Below are 20,070 nucleotides of genomic sequence, written 5' to 3' on the forward strand. Positions count from 1 at the left end.
CCGCGACCCCGTGCGTGACAGGCACGTATTCTAACCAACTGAACTACCGAACCATTTGTAAGAACTGCTTCGAAAAGCGAATGCAAAGATATATCTTTTTTATTAAGCAGCAAATATTTTTTAAATAATGTATAATTGCCTCAGCTAACAGTTGCAAATTACTTGATAATTGCTGAATTATTGAATTATTGAATTGTCGAACTGTTCACTATTCCCTGTCACCTATTACTTATTACCTGTTAACCGCTCAGCCGTATTCTTGGGTCAAGGAAACCGTAAATGATATCGGTAAGAATGTTTATCAGCACGAGCAATACCGCAATAACCAACAAGGCGCCCATCACCACCGGGAAATCATATTTATTGAGTCCGTCGACAATCACCACGCCTATTCCCTTCCAGTTAAACACGTATTCAACAAAAACCGCTCCTGCCATCAGTGAAGCGAACCATCCCGAAATAGCCGTCACAACCGGGTTCATCACATTTTTCAGGGCATGTCGTGTTACTACTTTGTAAAACCGCAATCCCTTGGCTCGCGCCGTACGTATGTAGTCCTGCGAAAGTACTTCAAGCATGGAACTGCGCGTAAGCTCCACAATAACCGCCAACGGTCTTATTCCCAGGGTTATGGCCGGGAGTATAATATTCCGAAGGTCGAGATGCTCTCCTTCACCAAAATCGTCAACCGTATAAAGACTACCAAACATGCTCAAATGAGTGTATTCCGATAAGATAAACGCAAATATCCAGGCTATAAGAATCGCGGCAAAAAACGATGGCAGCGACATTCCGAAAACCGACAGCACTGTGGCTGCACGGTCGAACCAACTGTCTTTTTTAATAGCACAGATAATGCCTGTTGTTATTCCTACCAGTGATGCAAACAGCATGGCAATTACAGCAAGCAGCGCCGTTTGCGGAAAGGCCTCAGCGAGAATTTCCGAAACCTTGCGCTTGCCCTGATACGAGCGGCGCAAATAGGGTTCCTTAATTATAATTTCGTGCCGCGACGATATTTTGAAAAGTCGCGCCGATGGACTGTATTTCGTAGAATCATTGTACCAGTAGCTTTTGCTGTCGGCGAAGTTATGCACGGAAATAGGCGAAAGGTCGTTCAAATAATTAAGGTATTGTGTAATCAATGACTTGTCGCGCCCCAGATCGCGGTTTATAGCTTCAATGGAAGCAATATCCGCACGCTGTCCGAGCATCATACGGGCAGGATCAGCAGGTAATACATTAAACAACAAAAAGACAATGGTGATAACCCCGAACATCACGAGCAAACCGTAGAACAGACGTTTGAGGATAAACCTGAACAAAATGATGAATTTTAAATTGTGAATTTTAAATTAAAATATTTTACTGTAAGAGTCCTTTGAACTTCAATTAATCTAAAATTCAACATTTAGAATTTAAAATTATTTTTTAGCTTTCACCTGTTTCAACAACTCTTCATACTTTGGCATGTTGCTTTTGAACTGTTCATAGGTCGGGAAATCATGGTAGTGCCATTTATCAAGCACCACGCCGTTTTTAAGCAACACCAGCCCGGGGTTGGAACGTACCACAGATTTCAATGCGGTCTCGTCAACAGTAAAGAAATCGAAATTGGCTTTATTCTCCAGCCTGAAAATATCGATATCCCTGAACGATGAACCACACAGCCCCACCATGGAGATGCTGTCTTTCCGGCATTGTGCATAAAACTCATTCAGTGCCGGAAATATGCTTTTATCTGCACTGCCCAGATCGTGGCTGATAAATAAGAACTGGTAGTTCGGATTGCCTATAATTTCTGCGTTCCGCTCATTTTTATCTGCATCATCAATCATAAAATCATGAATCGGCGCTTCCTTGTATTCCTGAATTATTTTCTTTTTTTGTTCTACGAAAACAAGCTTTTTGAAAAACACCGTATCCTGCCATGGAAGCGTTTTTGAAGTATATTCGAGCATCTCACCGGTTTCAGTATTTTTATAGATGAGCTTGATTTCGGCTATTTCATTTTGCGGAAGAATCTGTTTGGCAATCACGGCGCCCTTTTTCCAGGGCATGAAATCAATAAGCGGCAGATGATTGTATGAATAATAACCAATTCCGAGCACGATGATTGCGCCCAGTCCAAGAACAGAAAGCTGCACTACATCTGCGAATTTATTAACGAACTTCTTTCGCTGAAAAAATACAATCAGCGTAAGAGCCATCAGCACAATATTCTTATAAAACGTGCCCCAGTTGGTGAGTTTGATGGCGTCTCCAAAACAGCCGCAATCAGAAACAGGATTCTTGATAGCAAGAATAAATGTCAGAACAGTGAAAAAGGTCATAAACAACAGCATCAGCCATGCCGTGACCTTTATCTTTACATTAAACAAAAATGAGAAGCCAAGAATAAATTCACACAGGAAAAGCAGTACGCCCAGAAACAGTGCCATACCGGCAAGACCACTCATACCAAAGGCTTCAAAATACTCCTTAAATTTATACATGGAGCCCATGGGATCAACCGCTTTTACAAAGCCGGAAAAAATGAACGTCAATCCGATAAGAATCCTGCTGAAGTTACGTAAGAATTTCATATAAAATATTTTATGGAAATGGCTATTAGTTTTGAGTTATGAGTTGGGATTAATTACTAATTGTTCATTGTTCATTCTCATCTATCAGTATCAGCGCAAAGGCTGCATAGTTTATCATATCAAAGTAACCGGCTTCCACACCTTCAGAAACACTTGTTACGCCTTTGTTATCTTCAATCTGCTTAATGCGGTGAAGTTTCATCAGTATAATATCATCAATGCTTCCGATACGCATATCGCGCCATGCTTCGCCATAATCATGATTTTTATCTTCCATGAGTTTCTTGGCTTCAGCAACATATTTATCATACAATTTCAGACCTTCATCCATTCCAAGATTTATATCCTCATAATTGTTGAGTTCAATTTGAATCAGGGCCATAACCGAATAATTGAGAATGCCGATAAATTCTCCCTTTACGCCGTCATTTACTTTCTGCGTTCCTTTTTCATCGATGCTTCGGATACGCCTGGCCTTAATCATGATTTGATCGGTAAGTGACGAAGGTCTGAGTACGCGCCATGAACTGCCGTAGTCGCGCATTTTCTTCATGTACAGCTCACGACAGTAGGATGAAACTGCGTCGTATTGCCCGGAGGTGTTTGTCATTATAAAAATAGTTAATTTAGCAATCAGTTTGTTACAGTCAAGCTGTGTGCAAATATAATAATTTAAGATTTATAATGCAGGATTCAAAAAAGACAACAATTAATTGTAAGGGAAGGCTGCTCAATCTTTCCAAACCTTTGGTGATGGGCATTCTGAATATAACGAACGATTCTTTTTATAAAGGCAGCCGTCACCCCCTTGAAGTGCAATGGGAAACCCGCGTAAGCCAGATGCTTTCTGAAGGAGCTGCTATTATAGATATCGGCGCGGTTTCGACAAGACCGGGCTCAGAAGGCCTTTCGCCAAAAGATGAATGCCGCAAATTGAAACCTGCACTGAAAAAACTTACGGACACATTTCCTGATGCCGTGTTTTCGGTTGATACGTATCATGCAGTCGTTGCTGAGTTTGCAGTAGACCATGGTGCGGCACTTATCAACGACATCAGCGGAGGCGATATGGATGAAAACATGTTCGCAACCATAGCCAGACTGAACGTGCCCTACATTTTGATGCATATGCAGGGTACGCCGGAAACCATGCAGATTAATCCGCACTATAACAATATTGTAAAAGAAATCTCTATGTATTTTTCTGTTCGCCTTGAAAAGCTCCGCAGTATGGGAGTGTGCGATATTATTCTGGATCCGGGATTCGGATTTGGCAAAACAGTGGAACATAATTATACATTATTAGATAACTTTGAGTACTTCAGGTTCTTCGATCTTCCAATGATGGCAGGACTTTCACGCAAATCAATGATAAACCGTACCCTCGGCATACAGCCTGATGATGCCTTAAACGGCACTTCGGTACTTAACACCATTGCATTGCTGAAAGGTGCGGATATACTAAGGGTGCACGATGTGAAAGAAGCGGTTGAAACAGTGAAGCTGGTAGAGATGATGGGAAAAACAGTTAATAGGTAATTTGTCAAAAGTCGAAAGTCGAAAGTCGAAAGTCGAAAGTCGAAAGACTTGTAGCATTGAAATATTCACCTCCCTGGAGGGGTTAGGGGTGGGTGGGTTGATTGCAGGTAATTAGGTCGAAGGTCATGAAAAAACTTGCGCTTATTTTCATATTGTGTCTATTAAGCACATTTTCGGAAGCGCAATACTCACAATGGAAATTCCATATTGCATTTGAGGATGCTACCGGCGCAAAAGATACAATATGGGCTATCTGGGATACTCTGGCAACCTCGACTGGTGTAGATACTATTTTTGGAGAAGGACCTGTTCACATGGACTATTCCAAATTTAATGTGTTCATTGGCAATCCTAATAGTGATACAACTAAAGTCTCTGCATTAGATTTTTTAGGATCTCATCAACTTTATGTGTATGCAATCAATTACCAATATCCAATAACAATAAGTTGGGATTCAAGTTTACTCAATGTCTCACTTCCACCACCTGTTGGTTATGTGAATTATGCACGCATTCAGAATGACTATTTCTTCTTAGTAAACAATGACAATTTTATTCAACAGTTTAATATGCGCCTGGATAATCACGTATTAGCGCCACCATATAACTGGGGAAGTCAAACCCAATTCCCAATGGAATTCTATTTAATCCGCGATCCATCAATAGGTTATAATGACCCATTACTAAAAGATAAATATTTGCAGATATTCCCAAATCCATTTGAACAATCAATTAATATTTCATCCTCTGATGAAATATCTTCAATAGAAGTTTTTTCAGCGATTGGCGAACAAATTATAAATAAAGTATTTTTGAATCCAATAATTCTGCACAATTATAATTTGCAATTTGGGGATATTCAACCAGGCGTGTATTTTATTAAATTCACAAACGACAAAAAACAGCTTGCTTATGAAAAAGTCATTAAATTGCATTAGGTAAAAGGTAATATGTCGAAAGTGGAACAAGTGCGGGACGGAACTTTTCGACTTTTGACTTACGACTTTTGACTTTTCGACTTTTGACTTTTGACTTTCGACTTTCGACTTTTTGACTTTTGACTTTCGACTTTTTGACTTTTGACTTTTGCCTAAATATAACGTTATGAAAAAACAATTATTCATTTTAGTGATGACGCTTGTAATAAACGTTAACCTGAATGGTCAGGTTCCGAAAATCAAGTGGTGGTACGATTTAAAAGATGTGTCATTTGGAAATGCCGCCTCTGCCGATCTTGACAAGGACGGGAAACCGGAAATTGTTTTCAGCACATACCGCAACGACAGTTCGCTGTACTGCCTCAATGCCGAAGACGGCTCGCTGCTGTGGAAATTCAATACCGGTGGCTGTAACGATGTAGCGCCTACTATTTATGATGTGAACAATGATGATACACTTGAGGTTATTTTACCATCGAGTTGTGTAGCGAAAACATTTTGTTTCAACGGTGTTACCGGTCGAAAAATATGGGAAGCCATGAGCAACGGAAGCGACTCCCCTCCTACTCTTGGTGATCTGGACAACGACGGCAAAATGGAAATTCTGCATGGTGAATTTGGCGGAACAGTCCGTTGCCTGAATGCCGAAAACGGCAGCCTTAATTATGCCTTTGACGTTGACCCCAATAGTTGGATACAAACCGAACCTGTCATTCTGGATCTTGACGGCAACGGACAGCTGGATTTCTTTGTAGCGAACTGGTCGTTTGGAACGAACGACGCATTTTTCGCATACCGTGGCGACGATCATTCATTGCTGTGGGAACAGCATTACCCGAAAGATGTAATGTATCACGGCGCCTCCTTCGGCGACCTCGACCATGACGGAAAGCCTGAACTGGCAATAGGTTCATACGACGGCTGGTTGTATGTAATGAATGGTGAAGACGGCAGCTTACTCTTGAAAGATAGTATTCCCGTTTACGGCGGCTATATCGGTTCGCCTACATCCATGGGCGATATAGACGGTGATGGAGAAATGGAAATTGTAGTGACCAGTGCCCATATGGTAGCCGCAGTATCATTGACAGATTCCATTGAATGGACATACAGTATGCCCGGGTTCGGGCATTCATTCAGAGGCGCAGCACTCAGCGACCTTGACGGAGATTCGCTTCTCGACGTGGGAGTTGGAATTATGGCTAAATATCAGTTAGTTGCGTGAGGCGGGTAACAATAGAGTAACGCAAAGGGCGTTTTTTATTCATTTAGGATGAACACCTGCACTTCAAAAATAGTAAACTTTGAAACAACAGTGAAAAAAAAATGCGCAGTTAGAAAAAAAATCAGAGCAATAGTTTTTGTGCATTACGGTTCACAGTAAAATTGCAAGGCAAAAGAGAATTGCATCACGATATTTGTTTTCGCATAACGATTTTCGTTCCCCCCAGAAATAATGATAACTTTGCTGTTATACCAATTGCAAATAGAGAAATGAATTTACTAGGAAAGTGCATTTATTGTAATGAACTAATTGGCGAGAAGGAATTAACCAAGCACCTTTCTGGCCATCTTGAAGAACAAGTGCAAACCAGACCGTCAATGCGCGCATCTGCTTTTTATATCAAGATTAAGTCAGGCGATTATTTTCTGCACTTACTCGTTAAAGATAATTGTACACTTCGCCAGTTAGATCACTTTCTTAGGAACATCTGGCTTGATTGCTGTGGGCATGAGAGCTGTTTTAAAGATATTCATGGATCTTTTGCGATGAAATGGGAATTAGGGCAATGCATGATCCAAGGTATGAATTGGCTTTATCAGTATGATAGTATCAATCCTACTAAACTTTTTGTCTCTGTGATTGGCCGCATCTGCCTGGCGATGAAAAAAAATATTATTATTTTGTCTCGGAACGAGCCCATTAATTTTCTTTGCGATAGTTGTAAAACAAAACCAGCAGTGAATATTTTTTCAATCCATGATCTTTTTGATGATGAGGGAAGATACTGCGCAGAATGTTCCGATCACCATACTCAGGATTGCCCAGGGTATAAAGATTTCTTAACTTTACCCATTGTGAATTCTCCACGAGTAGGCGTGTGCCGCTATGAAGGTGGTTGCATTGACAAGGAAAGAGATCAGGTATTACACGCGCCAAAAATATTGAACTAAATAGAATTTGCCTTGGCAATATTCCATAAAACCCCTTTCTGTCCTTCATATTATTTAATGTTATTCAGAAATAATACGGAATCCCGCTGACAATGATTTTTTTTCGCATAAACTTGCTGCTACAGTTTTTAAAATTTCTTGAGGTGATAAAATGAACGTCAAGATTGTAATACTTGCGTTTTAAATTTTGGATTCAAAGTCAGAATTGTTTATTTTGGTTTTCAGGACGAGAGCTTCAATGAAATTATTGACTTCGTTTTTTTTATAGTGTTGTTTTCTGAGAGAAAAATCATTGCTTGATGAAAGACTAAGTGCAAAGAAATACATTTCAGTAATAACTTCATTACAATTTGCATCCCCCGATAGGCAATAAATAAAAATTTAATCACAGCTTTTTACTTTTTTATAAAAAAGGCCGGCTTCTGCAATATAGTTTTGTGCGCAGAGGAAAAAATTCGATGAGCCACTTGAGTAAGTGATGGATTTTTATGCTGCATACAGTCCACAAAATATCTGCAAACGAATTTTTAATTAGCTAATGTGGAATTCATTTTCCAAATTGATATCATTTGAGAAATTATTTCAGATAAATCAGGCAAACATTTTATAAAATGGGAGTCAAATTCCAAATTGAATACAAAATATTATTTACGCCGATGATAATTAGTAAAAAAAAATCTAGGCAATTAAAAAATGCAGCGCAACAGGGTTTGAAACAGCTGTAAAATTTGCATGGTTCCACTGTTTTGCTTGCTTGGCGGTTATCTGTACACTTTTTGCGTAGGGAAATCCCATAATGTTTCTATATTTCAAGAAAGTGTACAACATTTATTAAGAATTAACGCTGAAATCAACAGTTTTGTACAGTGAGCGCAATAGAATTCCAGATTTATAACAGATTTTACTCCGAAATGCCATATGTACATTTATTAAGCAAGTGTACACTTATTTGCAACAATAATAAAATCAGTGAAATAGAAAATGTTTTTCTGTACAAGAAATTGAACTGATTTTTGTTCAGAATTATTTCTGTATTGGAAACCCTTATTTGACACGCTTTTCAGCATCCCCTGATTCAACCTTTGAGGCGCTTTTTAAGGGAGTCGTTTGGTTTTTTATTATATTCTGAACCGCGTCCATTATCGTTTGAGATACTTTTTGCCGGTTTTCCGGATCGATTCCTTTGAGAACTTCGCTTATATGACCGGTTAATCCGCTTAGATCAGCTTTCCCGTTAATTTTACCCATTGCCATATACCAGCCGATTAGATTCACGAGCACTGGAATCCACGGAATAATATGATCCCAGATTGTCGGGGCTTGCTTTTCTTGCTTTTTTACTGAAGTTTCAAGGTTTCCTAAAGACTTGAGAATGATTGATTGGTTATTGGCAATTTCTTTCTTCAAGGTTTCAATAGTCTGTTGTTTATGGGCTAACTCGATTTTGGACATTTTCAATTCGATGATTTGCTCCGGCCCCGCTTGATTTTTTGTGACAGACATTTCTTTTCCTATGATAAATTCATTTTGTTTTTGAAAAAAATCATCACGAGCCTCCATCAGTTCATTTTCCAATGCGCGTAGCGAAAGTGCCCGCTGGTTCAGTGTTGCGTCCATCTGGCAATAGTATTGCTCCATCTGCTTATTTCGCTTTTCTCCCGGTATATAAGCCCTGTTTGAAATCAACGAAACGTTAGGATTGTTTTTTATCTCGTTGTTGCCTAACATTGTATTATTTGATGCCGAGTCGAGTCCAGAAGTGCATAGATCAATGATAATCGCTGACAAGGACGGTTTCTTTCCACTTTCTTGCCATCTTGTTTGTTGAATCTCTACAAGCGTTTGGTATAATTCAATCGGTACTTCTACTCTAACTCCTGTTGTTTTCATAGCTGGATTATTTTCAATTTATATTTTATACTCATTTAGCGGTTTTTATTTCTATTAAAATGGATTGTTAGTTTCTATGGGGCTCAATTTTGCAAACCGTTTTTGTGAAAATTGATTTTCCATTTATAATTTCATGTGTGACGTTTTATAATTGAAATACTCTGTGACATTTGACTTTCCAGGTAGTTTCGTTGGAATTGCTCTATTTATATTAATTTACTTTTGGCGATGACGCATTATGGATCAAGGTGATTTTTATGAAACAAATATTCGTCAGATTTTTTCGATGAATCGCCAAGAGTCATTTGCCGACCATTCTGAAGCCATTGCTCTATCTGAGTCTTTTCAAAAATGAGTTTCTTCCCTCGCTTAATATGTGGAATCTGCCTGCGATGAACAAGTCCATAAATACTCGGAACCGCCATTTTAAGCTTTATAGCAACCTGCTTAATATCCAGTAGATCATTATCAGGTTCTTTTCGGATTTTCTCGGAATATTCTTTTAGTGCCTGCTGTATCTCATCTCGTAGTAGCAATCGAATTTCTTGTATTGATAGCTGGGTGAAGACCATATTTTCCATGATTAAAGATTTAAAAAGTATTGCACAAAATTGATATCAATTCAGGGGGTAAGGGTTACCCCAGAGGTAGGCCTGAAATATTTATTTTTTCTGAGCAACTTTTTTCTACTTTGTAGATAATAATATATTTAACAATAAATTAGCAATTAATTTATATATAATTCACATTAACTTAACATACGGTATAAAATAATTTATTCATATTTGCGTTAAAAATAGATAAATGTGGTTTTGTCCTGATATAAATCAATAGTTCTATATTGTTAATAGAACGTACTATTTCAGGCTAAATATAACAGTAGGAAAAATGGCTGATAAGGAAAATACACTTACGAATATTGCTCCGGCCTCGCTCGAGAAAATTTCTTTATCTCAAGCATTGTTAGCACCACTCGACGCATTATTCAAAGCTCAGGTACATTCGGCGAGAAGTTTCCTAAATCTTGTTTTGCAAATCGGTTATCCTCATATTGGAGTTGATGACGCTGGACATTCAAAAGAACAAGCACAGGACGCAAAGCAAATGTATATTCAACATTTTCGCTTCAAAGATGAAAATGGAAAATCAGTTGAGGTAAGTATTCCCGCTCTTGCACTAATTCCGGTTACACCACTTTCCATTGATAATGCCAATGTAAAAATGAGCTTTCAGGTAGAGGACATCGAAAAACATGTCCAATTACAAGCTTCTGAAGTTGAAAATATGAAAAGGGCCGGCAATCAAGATGTCAAATATGATGAATCAAATAGGCCTTGGTATCTTGTCTCGGATCCTGTAAGTTTTAAAGGCACTGTGACAAGTGGAGATCCTGATACTCTTATATCGAATAAATCTTCAAGCACTATTTCCATTGAAGTCAATATTACCCGGCAGCCACTACCTGCCGGTCTTGATAAACTATTAACCTCGTTAAGCCAGGCAACAATCACAACTAATCTTGAAAAATAATAACCTAACACCCAAAAATCATGGCCACAACAAATGAAGTCTTTGCAGCAGCAGAATTTCAGGCATTACCATTGGAATTTATTGTCTCCGCTCCCTTATTGGGCGTGATTAAAGCACAGACGGTTGCCACCCAGACAACCAAAGATTTTATTGAGCAATTTAAAAAAGACTCAATCGAGTTTACTGTTAAAACTGCATCCGAATCTACAGGACAGTCAGCGGCAACCAGCACGGTGGAAACAAAAATTAATGCGCCTTTGCTTTCAATGGTGCCAATACCTCATATAAGAATTGATTCGTTTACCACAAGTTTCAAATATGAGATCAGCCAGGTTCAGACAATAAAAAAATCAACTGAAGGCGGCGGCGATGTGACAATAGGTGCTGCTGGGATACTGTCAAAATTTGTTGACATTTCACTAAAGGGGAACGTGACCAGCAGCAAATCCAGTGAATCAGTGCTCAATCGAAGTGGTTCACTTGATATAACATTGCATGCGAGTGAAGCGCCAATGCCAGAAGGCTTAGCAAGAATATTAAGTTTGTTATCCAAAACAATTCCCGGTCAATAAACCCGATGAGAAAAAAGTATTTGTCGTTAGAACAGATTTGTCAGCATGTGCTCTCTGAGGTAATTAAAGCTCGTACTGATTTTATTTTACGACAAAACGAGATTGTGACCAGTGTAAACAAATCCGTCCCGGGAATAATGCTTGATCTTGCGAGCCTTGATGTAAGTAAAATTGAATTTGGATTTTTTATACAGCCTCAAAAACAGAATTTTTTAAAACGGGTCATTGATTTTTTTAAAACGACAAATAAAAAAAGCATGATGTATCACCTTTGCTCGAAAGATTTGGCTGGGTCAATACAAGTGAAAATTGAGCTTTGCCTACAAAATGGGCAAATTTCAGCATCGAAGATTGATACTAGCCCGTCACATAGTTCAATACCATTTGATATACAAGTTCACGATTTTATACAAAGATGAGTTGCTTTTTGAAATTAGGCATTTAAATTTCTTTTGCTGGTAACAAGCAAAATGAAAATGTTTGACGACTTTTCTGTTACAGTCTAAAAATACGGCGCTATCCTACTAATCTTACTGATGGAAGAAATTAATCCATACTTTGTAGAGCATGCTGCTCTATACTGTATTTTGAATAAACGAGTTAATTGTACTTTAACCCTAAAATATATAACATTATGAGATCCTACCTTCTTCCCGCCGATTTTTCAGGTTCAAACCCTGAGCATGTTTATCAGCTTCAACAAATACTGTCACTTCTTGGCTACACAATAAATCAGGATGAGTCTGATTCAAGAACCATTGGTTACACTACAAAAGAAGCGATTCATCTATTTTCAAAATCTCATTGTTTATCATTGGGTTGTGAAATTAATAGCGCTTTCATCGATGCAATCAACAGTGAGCTTGGAGTTTTTTATAGGATTAGAGGGAAAGTAACAGATGACACTTCAACACCTGTAGCCGGAAAGTTAGTAATTGCTTATCAGTACAATAATAAAGACAAAACGAATGTTCTTCTGGGGCAAGCGCTATCATACTCAGACGGATCATATTACATACTTTACCGCCAGCCAACCGTTCAAAGTGCCTCTGGGTTGATTCCGCTTAGTGAGTTCTGTATTTTTACACAACTTTATAATCCTCCTTTCGTGTCAAATTCAGAATATTTTACAGTGAATGAATCTTCACATGAGACAGTAATTGATTTTAACATCAGTTTCTTGTACAGTCAGGAGAAAACTCTTTTAGAGATTTATACCGATAAACTTAATAATGCGGTTGAGAATCTGGACGATTTTTCTGGAGAAGATTTTTCCATTGTTGCCAAAGCTTCCGGAATGTCGTTGGACAGTCTGGGTAAATATTTGCTATCATACAGATGTTTCAAGTCTAGAAGTGAACCAGAATTTGACCTTAAATTTTTCTTTGCATTTATTTATCAGGGATATCCAATAAACCTGCCAGAGAATCTACTTCCCGGCAGCAATGAAAACCATGAGATATTTTATTCAAATCTAATCTCAAAAACTATTGTTGGAATTTCATTACTTGACATAGACCTTCGTACTGAAATTATGACACATGCAGTGAAAAAGAGATTGATTTCTGCTGGTGGACCAGAAGATTTCGAAATCCTATTGGCTCTACTAAACACTCAGTTGGTTATTTTATCTCAGGCAATAAAACTCGACGAGCCTTTACTGGTGGGTAATTCAAGTATAAGATCGCTGATTGATATTTCCGGCGGAGTTTTTACTGACGGACAGAAATTGCAAATTGCTCAAATACTTCTGGATAAAAATGCCGATCTCGAAGAATTTAGCAAAGAGCTTCGATTGCAGATTCCAAATGATGGAAATAATAATGTAGAAAGAGTAATAAGAACATTTGAGTTTGGGAAAATCAGCAAGAACCATCCGATGATAATTAATCATCTTAATGGTGCTCTTGGATATCCGTCACCCACCCGTAACCTTGCAGCAAACCCTCAAGAATATTGGGCGACAATAATTGCAAGCTATGGAGAGAATGGATACCCCTCTGATACGGCTGGTGAAACGGTTTACGAAAAAACGAATAATTATGCGAAGGAGATTTATAGTAATCTTGAAAAACTCTATCCTGACGTGGCCTTTATTGCCAGAGCCGAAAGAAGTGGCTACCACAACCTACCGCATTTCAATCTGATTAAAAATTTTATTTATAGTCCACCTCAAAATTTCAGTCTATTTACAAGTAAGATAAAGGACGTATTCCCAACAGTAGGTTATGGGGAAGAAGAAAAGAAACAAATTCTAAATGAAGCGGCAGTGGTACAGAGAGTATTTCAGATGGCTCCCAATCCTGATACAGCCGTGGCCTTACTTGATGAACATATTCATAGTTCTGGACACTTGTATTTTGTAGGAAACGGAAATGTTAAGCAACGACTTGCTGCCCGCAATATTTCGGAAGATGATGCAGAAAAGGTTTTCAGCATTGCAACTTTGCGATATTCAAATGCATTGGCGGCATTTACGAATTTAAAATCTGAGCTCAATATTGCAAATCCGAGAGCTATTTCACCTGCCATCAGTTCTGAAATTATTGAACACCTGAATGAGCAATTTCCCAATCTTGAAACTTTGTTTGGATCACTTGACTATTGTGATTGTAAACAATGCCGGTCAGTTCTCAGTCCGTCGGCATATCTTGTAGATTTATTGACCTTTCTGGATGGAATCGCCTCAGAGGAATCAGGGCGAACAGTTAAAGATATATTATTTGACCGACGCCCGGATATTGGTGAAATCAAATTGAATTGTCCGAATACTGACACTCCGATGCCATATATTGACCTAGCTTGTGAGATTCTTGAAAATGAAGTTACACCCAATCTGGGTTTCTGTCAGACAACTCTACAGGCGGCTGAACTAAAAGCAATCCCTGAACATGTTAACGACGTGGCGTACGATAAAATTAAAAAATCGTACTTCCCGATGTATAATTCTTTTAATTTGAATCAGACCATAACAAGAACATTTCTGGAAAAAATGGGGATGAACAAATCTAATTTGATGGAGGATTTTAGAAATATAAATGCAGTAGATGACGCGCAAATCTCTGCAGAATACTTCGGAATGACTGAGGTTGACTACAGAATGGTTATTGGTTCTCCAGGATATTATTTTACCGGTCTAGATTTGCAATCGAAAGATTTTTCAAATTTAAATCACCGCAATCTTGTTTGGGGGAGTATTGGCTACAACGTGAGCATGCCCGTTATGGATTTTTTGAAGTATAGCGGTCTTAACTGCGACCAAATGCAAGATCTACTAAGAGTTAAATGGATAACTCAGGGCAATATTACCAACCCTCTTGGCATTGATCTTTCAGATGAAAGCTGCGATTGTGATGCTAAATTTGTAACTGATACTGAAGGTACTTTCGATAAAATCCACAGGTTCCTCAGACTGTGGCGCACTACAGGCTATCAGATGTGGGAACTAGATCTGTTGCTCCGAAATCAGATAGTCTCACCGGGCTCTCAGATTTCGGCTAGCTTAGAAGGTATCATGCGTTTTGATAAAATCAGGAAACGACTCAATTTACCGTTTGAAGTTGTTCTGGCCTTCTATGGAGACATCAACTGGGAAGAACGAAACTACAATGGAAAATCTGAACATTCATTGTTTTTTAGATTATTTCAGAATAAGACGATTATTACTGATCCAAGTACATTCGACGCATTTACGCCTAATCAGGGACAAATTGGCAGTATCAGCTTCCCCTCGGTCAGAAAATTGCTTTCCGGGATTCTTTCGATTACTGAATCGGAATTGAAATTACTGGAAGATACGCTACTCCCAGTTAAGGTACCGCCTGATTGTAATATGGTTACAATCGAATATTTGAGCTTATTGTTTCGGCATGCAACTCTTGCTAAAGCTATTGGTATTAGCATTAGGGAGATTACTGACATTTTTGCGATGTCAATTTCAGACTCCTATCTTGCGGTCTTTAATTCCCTCGTTGAAACTGAACGTTTTATCGAATGGGCAGAGCTTCTCAAAAAAACGGATCTAGATTTTTCCGTAATTAGGTACTTATTGACAGAGAATTTCCCACAGATCTCATCTGATTGGCCAGCACTTCTTGAACAATACGATTTTTTCAACAATACAATTGAAGATATTCGAAAAAAAATTGAACCACTCTATAAAAAGTTTTGCCAGCATGTCGGGCTTTATGAGGACACCGTCCGGCTTCTTTTGAGCCGAATGCCGGAATTTGCAGATGCAAGTGATATTGACCATGCAATTGAATTAATTATCCATCAGGGGACTTTCTTTGCGGATAATGAACAAAAAAGAGTGTTTTTAAAACAGTATTTTTCCAGATTTCTTTCTGATCTGGCCGATGCGGAAAATGTACTGATAAACCAAAATAATCCGGATTATGTGTCCTATCCTTATCTTTTAAAACACTTAATGCGATATATAAGTTATCAGTATTTGAGAGAAATAGATACATTTAGTAATGAAGGGGATATAGAAATAATACTGAACCTTGTCAATGGAGCATGGAGCTCACCTGGGAATTCAGACGACTTTCTCCGGGTGCATTTTGATCAGACAATGGCCGACAACAATGAGATACTTCAGTTAAGTCCTGGCACATTTACAAATCTGGATATTGTATACCGCTACCAACTATTGTTCACATGTCTCTATAGGGTACAGAGACGTAGTTGTATTGCTGAAACTGTTTCCGAAGCTTTTAGTACTGCCCTGGAGGCTATTGAAGAGACGCTTAATTCAACAAACCATTATGGACAGATTTTATATCGAATATTTGATTACAGTGACTATTTATTAACGGATAATGATGGGAATTTCATCCTATCCTTGAATATTCAAAATACAGCGATTCAAAGGATGTTTCTGTGCCTTGAATTAATCAATAAGTACTCCATTTTAATCAAAAGGGCAAAGGTAAAGGCAAACCTACTCCGAAAACTATTCCTTAATATTTTACAATTTGGGCCATTTCCAATCTTTCCTGTAGAATATTCTCAGGGGGGCAGGCCGATATATAGTTTTATGAATTTCATCCGAATTAATGAAGTCAATAATTCTTACTTAACCGAGATTGGATATTCATTTGCAGACTTTCTTGATGAGATCAATCATTCACAGTTATTCACAGCCCAGTTAGCAGCTTTGTTCAAAGTTGCCGAGTCAGAAATGACTGGTATCTTTGTTAGTCTTGGTTTGTCTCAAAACCAAAATGACGTTATTATTTATCTTGCAAATAGTTCTACAATTCAGGACGAAATTGAACTAATGCATTCCTCTGGTGTGGACTCCGCAACCCTCCTTAACTGGAGCACATGGATTATGTCGGATAGTCAGGAACTTCAAATGGCGAATGAGGTATTCAACCAATACAAGTCAAGGTTTTCAAACAACCAATGGCTTGAAATACTTCCACCTATTCAAAAGCCTATTCGTGAAGCGAAGTGCAAAGCGCTCTCGTCATATCTTATCATGTACTCTCAACTTACTTCGCAACCGCAAAATAAACGCTGGCATGATACGAATGGCTTATATGGGTATTTTCTAATTGATGTTGAGATGAGCGCCTGTCAGCTAACCTCACGCATCAAACAGGCCATTTCATCAGTCCAGCTTTTCGTGCAGCGATGCATGATAAACCTAGAATCGCAAGTCACCGTTGGAACAAATCCTGAATGGGCACAGTGGAAATGGATGAAATATTACAGGATATGGGAAGCAAACCGCAAAGTTTTCCTTTATCCTGAAAATTGGATTGTGCCTGAATTACGAGATGACAAAACCCCATTCTTTCAGGACCTTGAGGATGAACTGAACCGTGGTGAAATTACCCCAGAATTGGCGGAAGATGTTTTTTCAGAGTATCTGAATAAATTGCACGAGGTCGCCAACATGGCTGTTAGTGGCATTTACCATGAAGTTGATTCTGTCAAAAAAATAAATAAACTTCATGTAATTGCACGAACGCATTCACATCCTCATACTTATTACTACCGCGTTTATGACGGGAATTATAATGTTTGGAGCGCTTGGGAAAAAATTGACTTAGACATTAAGGGCGATCTGGTTGTTCCTGTTGTTTACAACAGAAAACTCCATATTTTTTGGCTAGTTATAAACAATAAAGCAAAAAAAATTGACGCATTTGCAACTGCCCCGGATCCCTGGCCATATATGGAAATTCAGCCAGCCTGGAGTATTCGGAAAAAAAATGGATGGTCCCCGATAAAAATTTCTAAAAAGAAACATTTTATTATTGGCAATCATAAGCTTCCACAGCTTTATTCTTTTATTCCCGGTTATAATAATACAAATAATGAATTAGAATTTAATCTGTATCTCAAATACAGTCCAAAGGATTTGTATGATGACAACCGGATACCACCGAACACGACGGATTACCCTGTAACCTCAATAATGAAATTCAATGGCAACTTTTATGAAATCCAGTCATATATTTCGAATGATTATAACGTGAGATTTTCTGGCCCAGTTGCTGATATTTTCCGGAATTACGATGCTTTGTGTATAATGTATGAAGAGATCACCAAGACAATGGATCCGGAAACTCTTCCGATCCTAAATTCTTGGATGCAAAATTGTGCACTTAATAATCCATTACAGATTAATAACAATGCATGTTATTTTTCAGATTTTTCATCTGCCTCGCCTGGTATAAATAGTACGCCTGTTTATGTTAAAAATCCTAACAATCATCAAAAACTATTGACCACCACTTGTGTTTATCCAAATCTTGTCTTTACCACGGGAGATAATGCGAATTTAATTAGTGTTATTACAGATGGTCATTTATATCATCCGTTCTTCTATCAGGATTATTACAAAGTCTATTTTATCAAACCTGAATGGGAAATTGCTAAAAGTCCGTCTTCATTGGATTATTCTGTATTTCCACATTATCATCCATATACTACATTATTCAAACGTGAGTTGAGCCGAGATGGAATTGATGGTCTTCTTAATCGGAAAATACAGATGTCCCCCGAAACTTACTCTCCTTTCAATAATTTTAATTTCACGACGGAATACCAACCGGAAACCCATGTTGAAATTGACAACGATTATCAAACGGAAACGGTAGATTTCGCTTTTGGCGGTGGTTATTCAATATATAATTGGGAAATGTTCTTTCATGCTCCGTTGTACATCGCGTGCAAGTTGAGTCAGAACCAGAAATTTGAAGAAGCCATGCATTGGTTCCACTACATTTTCAATCCAACAGATACTACAAGTGATCAAAGTCCGCAAAAATTCTGGACAACCAAACCATTTCATTTGCTAAATACACAGGCTGTTCAGGAGCAGAATATTGCCAATATTCTGAATAATATTTCTCAATACGCTGATCAGGTAAGGGCATGGCTGGATAATCCGTTTAAGCCGCATCTGATTGCACGTTACCGCCCTGTGGCCTATGAAAGGACAGTCGTGATGAAATACATCGATAACCTTATTGCATGGGGCGATCAATTGTTCCGCCGCGACACAATGGAATCTATTAACGAGGCGACAATGCTCTATATTCTTGCGTATGAAATACTCGGACCAAGACCGAAGAAAATGCCCGGGCATGAAATGCAGGAAGTGACCTATAATGAAATTGTTGCTGAGAATTACACGATAAATAACGGATTCAGTTATTTAGCCCATTTCGAAGAAGCTATCTCATATACTTTCAATACGCAACCTGATAACTATGCCCTCTCAGGTTCAGAATTGAAAAGAATGGAGACGGGGGATTCAAGTACTGGCAGCCCCGGGCATAACAATGTAATTCAACATAACAATGTTCATGGCACCAGATATATAAAGGATGACGAGCCATTACCACGCATTGATTCCCAGCATTTCTGTATTCCAGTAAACGATATGCTGCTTTCTTACTGGGATTTGGTTGAAGACCGCCTGTACAAAATCCGCCATTGTATGAACATTGAAGGGGTAGAACGGCAATTACCCTTATTTGAACCTCCTATTGATCCGGCTTTGCTTGTGCAGGCTGCCGCTGCCGGATTAGATTTAAGCATTGTCCTTGATCAGGCATCAGTGGGCAACTTGAACTACCGTTTTAGAGCCATTCATGCAAAAGCAGTTGAATTCTGTAATGAAGTAAAGCAGCTTGGCGAAAAATTATTGACGGTACTTGAAAAACGAGATGCTGAGAGTTTGACATTGCTCAGATCTACTCAGGAAATAAACATCCAGGAAGCAATCAAGCAAGTCAGGAAACTTCAAGTTAATGAATCTGAAGAAAATGTTGAAGCGTTGAATCGTTCTGTCGAATTAACTCAGGAGAAAATAGATTATTACCTGTCAAGAGAATTCATGAATTCTTTAGAAAGTGCCTCTTACACATTATCTGCCACTTCAGTTGGCTTGCAAAATGGAGTTGCGATAATTCAAACTATAGCATCAATACTTAACATGATTCCCGAAATCCGAGTTGGCTTGGGCTTTACATCTGATTTAATTGATGGATCAAAATTCGCTGGTTCAACGAATTTAATTGTAAATGGGATGCAAACGGCGATTGGGATTATAGATAGGAACTCTGGTCTTCTTTCAATTCAGGGTGGATATAAACGCAGGTTGGATGAATGGCAGTTTCAAGCGAAATTGTCAAAATTGGAATTAAATCAAATCAACCAACAAATTCTGGCTACTCAAATCCGCCAGCAAATTGCAGAGAAGGAACTCGAGAACCATGAAATGCAATTAGAGCAGCTTAACTCAGTTGATGAATATTATAAAACACTGTTGTCCGGTAAAAGTTTGAAAGAAGCCGAAGCATAAGCCCGGCTTCT

Annotated in this window: 13 protein-coding genes; 8 read left to right on the forward strand and 5 right to left on the reverse strand. The window is 38.5% G+C overall.

All coding sequences use genetic code 11. The features are described from left to right. Positions 1-239 precede the first annotated feature (239 nt). The 3 genes from WCM76_14995 to WCM76_15005 form a co-directional block, all read right to left on the reverse strand. Positions 240-1,325: an ABC transporter permease gene (locus WCM76_14995; GenBank protein MEI6766935.1), complete on the reverse strand. Its 1,086-nt coding sequence runs from the start codon at positions 1,323-1,325 to the stop codon at positions 240-242. A gap of 99 nt (positions 1,326-1,424) precedes the next feature. Next, complete coding sequence (locus WCM76_15000; protein MEI6766936.1) at positions 1,425-2,585, reverse strand: BT_3928 family protein; 1,161 nt, start codon at positions 2,583-2,585, stop codon at positions 1,425-1,427. A 64-nt stretch (positions 2,586-2,649) separates the two neighbouring features. Next, positions 2,650-3,195 carry a DUF1599 domain-containing protein gene (locus tag WCM76_15005; GenBank protein MEI6766937.1) on the reverse strand — a complete coding sequence of 182 codons (546 nt, stop codon included), beginning with the start codon at positions 3,193-3,195 and terminating at the stop codon, positions 2,650-2,652. A 74-nt stretch (positions 3,196-3,269) separates the two neighbouring features. On the opposite strand from WCM76_15005, the gene folP reads away from it, so the two are divergent. From folP to WCM76_15025, 4 genes are all read left to right on the forward strand, one after another. After that, positions 3,270-4,124: a dihydropteroate synthase gene (gene folP, locus WCM76_15010; GenBank protein MEI6766938.1), complete on the forward strand. Its 855-nt coding sequence runs from the start codon at positions 3,270-3,272 to the stop codon at positions 4,122-4,124. Positions 4,125-4,249: 125 nt separating this feature from the next. Next, positions 4,250-5,062, forward strand: coding sequence for a T9SS type A sorting domain-containing protein (locus tag WCM76_15015; protein ID MEI6766939.1), 813 nt, complete (start codon positions 4,250-4,252; stop codon positions 5,060-5,062). A gap of 166 nt (positions 5,063-5,228) precedes the next feature. Then, positions 5,229-6,287, forward strand: a complete 1,059-nt coding sequence (locus WCM76_15020) for an FG-GAP-like repeat-containing protein (GenBank protein ID MEI6766940.1) — start codon at positions 5,229-5,231, stop codon at positions 6,285-6,287. 269 nt (positions 6,288-6,556) lie between these two features. Next, entirely contained in the window at positions 6,557-7,237 is a 681-nt protein-coding gene (locus tag WCM76_15025) for a hypothetical protein (GenBank protein MEI6766941.1), read from the forward strand. Between the two features lie 1,044 nt (positions 7,238-8,281). On the opposite strand, the gene WCM76_15030 is transcribed toward WCM76_15025, so the two are convergent. After that, complete coding sequence (locus WCM76_15030; protein MEI6766942.1) at positions 8,282-9,127, reverse strand: hypothetical protein; 846 nt, start codon at positions 9,125-9,127, stop codon at positions 8,282-8,284. A 236-nt stretch (positions 9,128-9,363) separates the two neighbouring features. Further along, on the reverse strand, positions 9,364-9,708 hold the full coding sequence (locus tag WCM76_15035) for a helix-turn-helix domain-containing protein (protein ID MEI6766943.1): 345 nt from the start codon (positions 9,706-9,708) through the stop codon (positions 9,364-9,366). 307 nt (positions 9,709-10,015) lie between these two features. On the opposite strand from WCM76_15035, the gene WCM76_15040 reads away from it, so the two are divergent. The 4 genes from WCM76_15040 (at position 10,016) to WCM76_15055 (ending at position 20,059) form a co-directional block, all read left to right on the forward strand. Beyond that, positions 10,016-10,657 carry a DUF2589 domain-containing protein gene (locus WCM76_15040; GenBank protein MEI6766944.1) on the forward strand — a complete coding sequence of 214 codons (642 nt, stop codon included), beginning with the start codon at positions 10,016-10,018 and terminating at the stop codon, positions 10,655-10,657. Positions 10,658-10,677: 20 nt separating this feature from the next. Further along, positions 10,678-11,229 (forward strand): DUF2589 domain-containing protein, encoded by a 552-nt coding sequence (locus tag WCM76_15045; protein MEI6766945.1) that lies wholly within the window; start codon positions 10,678-10,680, stop codon positions 11,227-11,229. 5 nt (positions 11,230-11,234) lie between these two features. Then, positions 11,235-11,648 carry a hypothetical protein gene (locus tag WCM76_15050; protein MEI6766946.1) on the forward strand — a complete coding sequence of 138 codons (414 nt, stop codon included), beginning with the start codon at positions 11,235-11,237 and terminating at the stop codon, positions 11,646-11,648. A gap of 215 nt (positions 11,649-11,863) precedes the next feature. After that, positions 11,864-20,059, forward strand: a complete 8,196-nt coding sequence (locus WCM76_15055) for a neuraminidase-like domain-containing protein (protein ID MEI6766947.1) — start codon at positions 11,864-11,866, stop codon at positions 20,057-20,059. The last annotated feature ends 11 nt before the right edge of the window (positions 20,060-20,070 follow it).

Source organism: Bacteroidota bacterium (genome assembly GCA_037133915.1).
Taxonomy (GTDB): Bacteria; Bacteroidota; Bacteroidia; order Bacteroidales; family CAIWKO01; genus JBAXND01.